Genomic DNA, 6,838 nt, shown 5'->3' with positions numbered 1-6,838 from the left:
TTCGTTTTACGCCTTTTCGGATTTATAGATCCAGTTGTTTTTTCAAATCTTTTGGTATATCAATTTTAGTATCATTAAAATCTTTAAATTCATTCCAAATATCGAATTTAATTTTACCTGCGTCTGCATCTGCAGATATATTAATTAATAATTCTTCCATGAATAACGTATCTTTTTGGAACGTAGCTTCCACTTCAACTGTCGTTTCTGTTTCTAAATCGGCTCCAGTGAGGGATAAATTATAAACATCTTGGAAAATGTAAAAAATATCTTTTGCTGGACCACTATATGTTGCAATATATTTATTATCCTTTTCTTCCACTTCTGCATGTTCTCCAAAATCTCTTACCGCTTCAATAATATTATAGTATGTTGTACCGCTTGATTTCAGTGAACCTGCAGGTAAAGGAGTGCCATTATCTTGCCATGTATTTCCATCTGACACATACTGTGCCCCATCATAAAATACGGCGTGTTGGAATGTTTCACCGTTAGAATTTTTTTCAATGAGTTCTATATTTCCTTCATCATTTTTTTCATCAATTCTTCCGATAACGGCTACAGAAGATTTATCTCTACCACCTGGTGAATTAATTAAAATATCCATTCCCATATCCATATCATATATTTCTACATTGTCGCGACTTTCAAAGATTTGTTGGAATAGGGACGCTGTATCGTCATTCGTATTTGTCTCTTCGTTATTATTGTTATGATCGTTGTTTACATCATTATTTTCATTGTTTTCATTTTCGTTCTTATTTTCATCTACTTCATTCTGTTCGTTATTGTTTTCGTTATTCTTGTCGTTGACTTCTTTATTGTCAGATTGACAAGCAACTAGAAAAATAATGAGAAATAAAGACATGAAAATCGTAATCAAATTTTTTTGCATAAAATCAGCCTCTCAATTTCTTTATAATGTAATAGTTATTTTGTTTAGTATAAGGTTACGTGTAAAAGTTTTCCAATGAACTTATATAAAAAAGCGAGAAATAGTTCTCGCTAATCATGTAAAATATTATAGAATCGTTCGTATTTCCCACAACTCTGGGAAGAAATACTGATCGAGTACTTTCTTTAAATAAGAGACTCCACCAGAACCACCGGTTCCTTTCTTAAACCCAATTATTCGTTCGACTGTTTTCATATGACGGAAGCGCCATTGTTGGAATAAATCTTCTACATCAACAAGTTCTTCAGCCAACTCGTATAATTCCCAATATTTATCAACGTTTCGGTAAACAGTAAGCCAAGCTTGTCTTACACTTTCATTGGAACGATGGGACACACTAACATCACGGTTTAATACTTCTTCATCAATTGGAAGCCCTGCTCTTTTTAATGCTTGAATCGATACGTCATAAATACTTGGTGCATCATGTGCTGCTTGCAATATTTCTAATAGTTTTGGATCTTTTTCATAAATGTGTAACACATGTTCTGTTTTATAACCGAGAGAAAATTCGATGATACGGTTTTGGAAAGACTGGAAACCAGATGCACTACCAAGTTTATCACGGAATTCCATATATTCGGATGGGGTTAAGGTGGATAGAACGTCCCACACGTTTTTTAATTGGACTTGTATTTTCGATACTCGTGCTAATTTTTTAAATGCTTCTTGTAAACGATCCTGTTCAATATCTTTCGTGGCGGATTGTATTTCATGAATAATTTGCTTCATCCATATTTCACTAACATGGTGTACGGAAATAAATAACATTTCATCATGGTGATCACTTAGTGGATGATGGCTATTTAACAAGGTGTCCAGTCCTAAATATTCACTGTATGTCATTTTTTCTTTAAAATCTGTTTCAATTGTTTCTTCATTTTTAAAAGCTTCGTGTTCATTTAACATAATGGTTCCTCCTCTTAAACAAAAAGGCTGTATGCGCTAACATTTTCTTTTAAAAAAACACACAGAAATTATGCTGCGCAATATTTTTTACTGTAATAGAAACTTGCATTCATAACCTACTTTATTATACATTAAAATTATAATTTAATGTAGAAACTGTGTCAATTTGGCATTCGGAAAAGCATTTTAATAGATGACATTTGAAGAAAGAGGAGTAGATAAAATGGAAGCGAATTCATTCGAGGTAACAGAGTCATTTGCGAAACAATTGGATGAAAAAGATGCCCTTGCAGCTTATAAAGAAGAATTCTATGTGAAAGAAAAAGAGTATTATATGAATGGAAATTCCTTAGGGTTGTTATCTAAACGGAGTGAAACAGCATTATTAGATGCATTAGAGGATTGGAAAGCATATGCGATTGATGGTTGGTTGCAAGCTGACCCAGCATGGTTTTATATGTCGGAACAATTAGGGGAATTGACGGCACCACTCATTGGCGCCAAAAAAGAGGAGACGATTGTGACAGGTTCGATTACGACGAATATTCATCAATTAGTGGCGACATTTTTTCAGCCGACAGAGACAAAAAATAAAATTTTAGCAGATGAATTAACGTTTTCCTCAGATATTTATGCACTGCAAAGCCAGTTGCTTTTACGAGGTTTACAGCCAGAAACACATTTAGTTCGTGTATCGAGTGAAGATGGCTCGACATTGTCAGAAGAAAAAATTATCGAAATGATGACAGATGATGTCGCACTTATTTTATTGCCTTCTGTACTTTATCGGAGTGGCCAAATTTTAAATATGGAAAAATTAGCATTTGAAGCGAAACGCCGTAATATTATGATCGGTTTTGATTTAGCCCATTCCATTGGTGCACTTCCACATCAATTACATGATTGGGGAGTTGATTTTGCGATGTGGTGTAATTATAAATATTTAAATAGTGGACCAGGAGGTGTTGGGGGCTTATTCGTTCATGAGAAACATTTAGGGACAACACCTGGGTTACGTGGTTGGTTCAGTTCAGATAAGGAGAAACAATTTGATTTAGCCCATGATTTTGTTCCAGCACAAACAGCAAGTGCATTCCAATTAGGGACTCCTCATGTGTTATCGCTGGCACCATTAAAAGGTTCGTTGGAGATGTTTAATGAAATAGGAATTGAAAATGTACGTGCGAAATCACTTCGTCTAACAGCGTATATGATGTATTTAATCGATCATGAATTAGCTGGATTTGGATTTGAAATTACCAATCCACGAGAAGCGAACAGACGTGGCGGACATATCAGCTTAGCACATAAAGAAGCTGCGAGAATTTGTAAGGCGTTAAAGGATGCAGGAGTTATTCCAGATTTTAGAGCACCGAATGTGATTCGTTTATCACCAATTGCATTGTACACGTCTTATCATGATGTATGGATGGTCGTGCAAATATTAAAAACGATTATGGGAGAAGAAACTTATAAAAAGTATGAAAACAAACGTGATGTTGTGGCATAAGGATGTGTTTCGATGAAGGATCATTTCAAAAAGATATTTTATGGAAAGGATAGAGAACAATTCGGGGAACTACGGTTGCCTGAGAAGGGGGATGGCCCTTTTCCAATGATCGTTATTATTCATGGGGGATTTTGGAAACAGGCATATGATTTAAAGCATATCCGACCATTAGCAAACGCATTTACAAAGCATGGGTTCGCGACATGGAATATAGAATATCGTCGTGTCGGTCATGTAGGAGGTGGTTGGCCGGGGACGTTTGCAGATGTGAGTGCAGCATTGCAATACGTCGAAAAGCTAGCACCATTATATCCGATTGATATGGAGCGGGTTGTTACATTAGGACATTCTGCTGGAGGGCATTTGGCATTATGGGCGGCTGCTCAAGAAAACATACCTGAAAATAGTCCAATCCGTTTTGAAAAAAATCCACTTCCAGTAAAAGGAGTACTTAGTCTAGCTGGAATTAGTCATTTGGAAACGATGTATCAAATCCATCATTGGGAAGAAAAGTTATTTGGTTCAGATGTGAACCCGACACGTGATCTGCTTGGTGGAACACCAGCACAATATAAAGAAAGATATGAGCACGGATCACCGAGTACATTATTACCGATTTCGTCCAATATCGTGCTCATCCACGGTGAATTAGATATTGCAGTTCCATTTGCGATGAGTAAAAAGTTTGATGAACGAGCACATGCAACGGGGACGAAGGTGGAACTCATCCCTTTTCCAGATTTAGAACATTATGCTATCATCCAACCGGATACAAAATCCTGGCCAGTATTGTTAGAGAAAGTGAAAGAGATTTTTAGAGAATAGTATTCACATTCCTTATTTATATGATAGGTATAAGTAAAGGTCTTGTATTTTACACTATTTTTGATAATATGGAAGTAATTCAATATACGTATCACAGGGGGAGCAATTTTTGCTGAGAGTGGACAATGTCCAGACCCTTCGAACCTGTTTAGTTAATACTAACGTAGGGATGTGGTGACACGAGGAATGGGATGCCCATTCTTATTTGCCTCTATGGATACGCGTTGAACAATATCATAGGGGGTTTTTTATGTGAAAAAGTTTTTACCATTACAGGCGATGCTCGAGGTAGCGATTTTTGCTGCATTAGCCATGTTGATCGATTTATTGCCAGGAATTAAGCCGATTCCATCCATTTCGATTTCATTAGCGATGGTACCAATTTTTATTGTTGCATTTCGTTGGGGTGTGAAAGCTAGTTTTATTTCTGGATTTATTTGGGGAATTTTGCAAATCGTTACTGGAGATGCATGGATTTTAACTCCATTACAAGCGTTTATCGAGTATTTTGTCGCTTTTAGTTTTATTGGTTTTGCAGGTTTAATGATGGGCGTCGTGCAAAATGCGGTTCGTTCCCAAAATCGTCCCAAGCTAATTATATCTGTTTTGGTTGGAGTGCTGATTGGAAGTATTGGTCGTTATTTCTGGCATTTTATTGCGGGAGTTGTTTTCTTTGCAAATTATGCAGAGGAAGCGGGTCAAACACCAATTTACTTCTCATTTGTTACGAATAGTATTACGATGACAGCGAACTTTATTGGTTGTGCAATAGTAATTATTTTAATTTTAATGGTTCGTCCAACATTTTTAACGATGAACAAACCAGTAGAAGCAAATAGAAAAGTTTCATAATTGTTTATTGCCAAAAATGGTCTCGGAAAAAATGGATCTTTGATGAAAGTTAAATAGGGAGCTACCGTCTGTATTGTAAGACGGTAGCTTTTTATATGTTGTATAGATCTTAGCCAAGCTTATTATGGATGAAATTTTAATATAATATATTCCATTTACATTTGCTTCTCCTATTTTGATTCCATCCATTTCGAAAATCTGGTACTTTACGGTCCATAGATTGAAATGCTACATTTTATTTAATAAATGTAAGCGCTAACAAAAGAAGGGGAGCGATCATCAGTGGATATTAAACATACACACAAATTCAAAGCATTAAGTGTGCAACAGGTGTGGGATACCATCCAAAATCCGGAAGTATTAAAAGCAGTATTACCAGGTTGTAAAACATTTGAAGAAGTAGGCGATGAGCAATATAAAGCTGTACTCGGAATTAATATGGGACCAATTAAGGGAGAATTTACGTCAGATGTAGAACAAGTCGATAAAAACGAACCGACATCTTATCGTCTCCTTGTAAAGGCGAGTGGAAAACCAGGTGAAATGGATGCTAATGCGTTAATGGAATTGAAAGAGGTAAATGGAAATACAGAGTTAACATGTACAGCAGATGTTGCGACAACAGGATTAATGGCAACGATTGGTCAAAGAATGATTGGTGGTGTAGCGAAAGTAGTTTTAAAGCAATTTTTTAAAGATATAGAGAAAAAAGCAAAACAATAAAAATTTATGTGGAGGTGCCTGTATGTCAAATCTTGTGAATGTTACTGTGACGATTAATGGAGAAGAACGTTCGGCAGAAGTGGAACCACGTATGTTACTCGTTCATTTTATTCGTGATGTATTAGGGATTACCGGATCACATATCGGTTGTGATACAAGCCAATGTGGGAATTGTACGATTTTAGTAGATGGACGAGCAGCAAAATCTTGTACTTTATTAGCGATCCATGTGGATGGATCTGAACTTATTACGGTAGAAGGATTAGGGACAGTTGACAACTTACACCCTGTGCAACGAGGGTTCTGGGAAGAGCATGGATTGCAATGTGGATATTGTACACCAGGTGCAATGATCGCAAGTATTGAATTATTAGCACAGAATCCAACACCGACAGATGAGGAAATTAGAGAAGGATTAGAAGGAGTTATTTGCCGTTGTACGGGATATGAATTTATCGTAAATGCGGTTAGAAGAGCATCGGAAATTATGAGAGAAGAAAATACAGTGAAAGGAGTGAAATAATCGATGAGTAAACTAGTTGGACAACGAATGAAACGTAAGGAAGATCCAAAACTTATTACGGGGAATGCGACATACTTAGATGATTTGAACATTCCGAATTTATTACATGCATTCATCGTCAGGAGTCCACATCCACATGCTCATATTAAAAGCATTCATAAAGATAAGGCGCTCGCACACCCAGGAGTTGTGGCAGTGTATACCGGGAAAGATTTGGAAGGGAAAATCAATCCCGTACCAACTTCGTGGAAAGTTCCTGGAATGAACTTAATTGAAACGAAACAATATCCTTTAGCGATCGATACGGCAAGATATGTCGGAGATGGTGTTGCAATGGTTATTGCAAGTGACCGTTATGTAGCAGAAGACGCGGCAGAATTAGTGGAAGTTGAATATGAAGTATTGCCATCCATTTCCAATCAAAAAGAAGCGCGAAAAGAAGGGGCTCCACAAATTTATGAAGAGGTACCAAATAATACGGCTTTTACGTATATTGCAGGTGAAGTAACAGACGCCGATATTGATGAGGCGGAAGTAGTTA

The 6,838-nt window shown here is 36.6% G+C and carries 8 protein-coding genes and 1 riboswitch; of the genes, 6 read left to right on the top strand and 2 right to left on the bottom strand.

The features are described from left to right. Positions 1-22 precede the first annotated feature (22 nt). Both WKT09_RS13405 and kynA read right to left on the bottom strand, forming a co-directional pair. The gene (locus WKT09_RS13405; RefSeq protein WP_340416513.1) at positions 23-895 is read right to left on the bottom strand and encodes a hypothetical protein; all 873 of its coding nucleotides are present in this window, start codon (positions 893-895) and stop codon (positions 23-25) included. A gap of 126 nt (positions 896-1,021) precedes the next feature. Next, positions 1,022-1,864: a tryptophan 2,3-dioxygenase gene (kynA, locus tag WKT09_RS13400; protein ID WP_340416512.1), complete on the bottom strand. Its 843-nt coding sequence runs from the start codon at positions 1,862-1,864 to the stop codon at positions 1,022-1,024. Positions 1,865-2,087: 223 nt separating this feature from the next. Here kynA and kynU point away from each other — a divergent pair, with 223 nt between their 5' ends. From kynU to WKT09_RS13370, 6 genes are all read left to right on the top strand, one after another. Continuing rightward, positions 2,088-3,374, top strand: a complete 1,287-nt coding sequence (gene kynU / locus WKT09_RS13395; RefSeq protein ID WP_340416511.1) for a kynureninase — start codon at positions 2,088-2,090, stop codon at positions 3,372-3,374. 12 nt (positions 3,375-3,386) lie between these two features. Then, complete coding sequence (locus tag WKT09_RS13390; protein WP_340416510.1) at positions 3,387-4,199, top strand: alpha/beta hydrolase family protein; 813 nt, start codon at positions 3,387-3,389, stop codon at positions 4,197-4,199. Positions 4,200-4,285: 86 nt separating this feature from the next. Then, a riboswitch (TPP riboswitch) is annotated at positions 4,286-4,386 on the top strand. 65 nt (positions 4,387-4,451) lie between these two features. Then, positions 4,452-5,051: an energy-coupled thiamine transporter ThiT gene (gene thiT / locus WKT09_RS13385; protein ID WP_340416509.1), complete on the top strand. Its 600-nt coding sequence runs from the start codon at positions 4,452-4,454 to the stop codon at positions 5,049-5,051. Between the two features lie 282 nt (positions 5,052-5,333). After that, entirely contained in the window at positions 5,334-5,774 is a 441-nt protein-coding gene (locus WKT09_RS13380) for a CoxG family protein (protein WP_340416508.1), read from the top strand. 22 nt (positions 5,775-5,796) lie between these two features. Further along, a complete protein-coding gene (locus tag WKT09_RS13375) occupies positions 5,797-6,297 on the top strand; it encodes a (2Fe-2S)-binding protein (RefSeq protein WP_340416507.1) in 501 nt (166 codons plus the stop codon). Between the two features lie 3 nt (positions 6,298-6,300). Then, a partial coding sequence (locus WKT09_RS13370; protein ID WP_445324042.1) for a xanthine dehydrogenase family protein molybdopterin-binding subunit occupies positions 6,301-6,838 on the top strand: 538 nt, incomplete at its 3' end.

Origin of the sequence: Pseudogracilibacillus sp. ICA-222130 (assembly GCF_037892545.1) — a bacterium.
Lineage (GTDB): Bacteria > Bacillota > Bacilli > Bacillales > Amphibacillaceae > Pseudogracilibacillus.
Note: the sequence above shows the minus strand (reverse complement) of the source record. Positions and strands in the feature narration are given on the sequence as shown.

Excerpts from the sequence above, each read along its gene's own strand:
- WKT09_RS13405 (WP_340416513.1), bottom strand. The coding sequence starts at position 895 with ATGCAAAAAAATTTGATTACGATTTTCATGTCTTTATTTCTCATTATT.
- kynA (WP_340416512.1), bottom strand. The coding sequence starts at position 1,864 with ATGTTAAATGAACACGAAGCTTTTAAAAATGAAGAAACAATTGAAACA.
- kynU (WP_340416511.1), top strand. The coding sequence starts at position 2,088 with ATGGAAGCGAATTCATTCGAGGTAACAGAGTCATTTGCGAAACAATTG.
- WKT09_RS13390 (WP_340416510.1), top strand. The coding sequence starts at position 3,387 with ATGAAGGATCATTTCAAAAAGATATTTTATGGAAAGGATAGAGAACAA.
- WKT09_RS13375 (WP_340416507.1), top strand. The coding sequence starts at position 5,797 with ATGTCAAATCTTGTGAATGTTACTGTGACGATTAATGGAGAAGAACGT.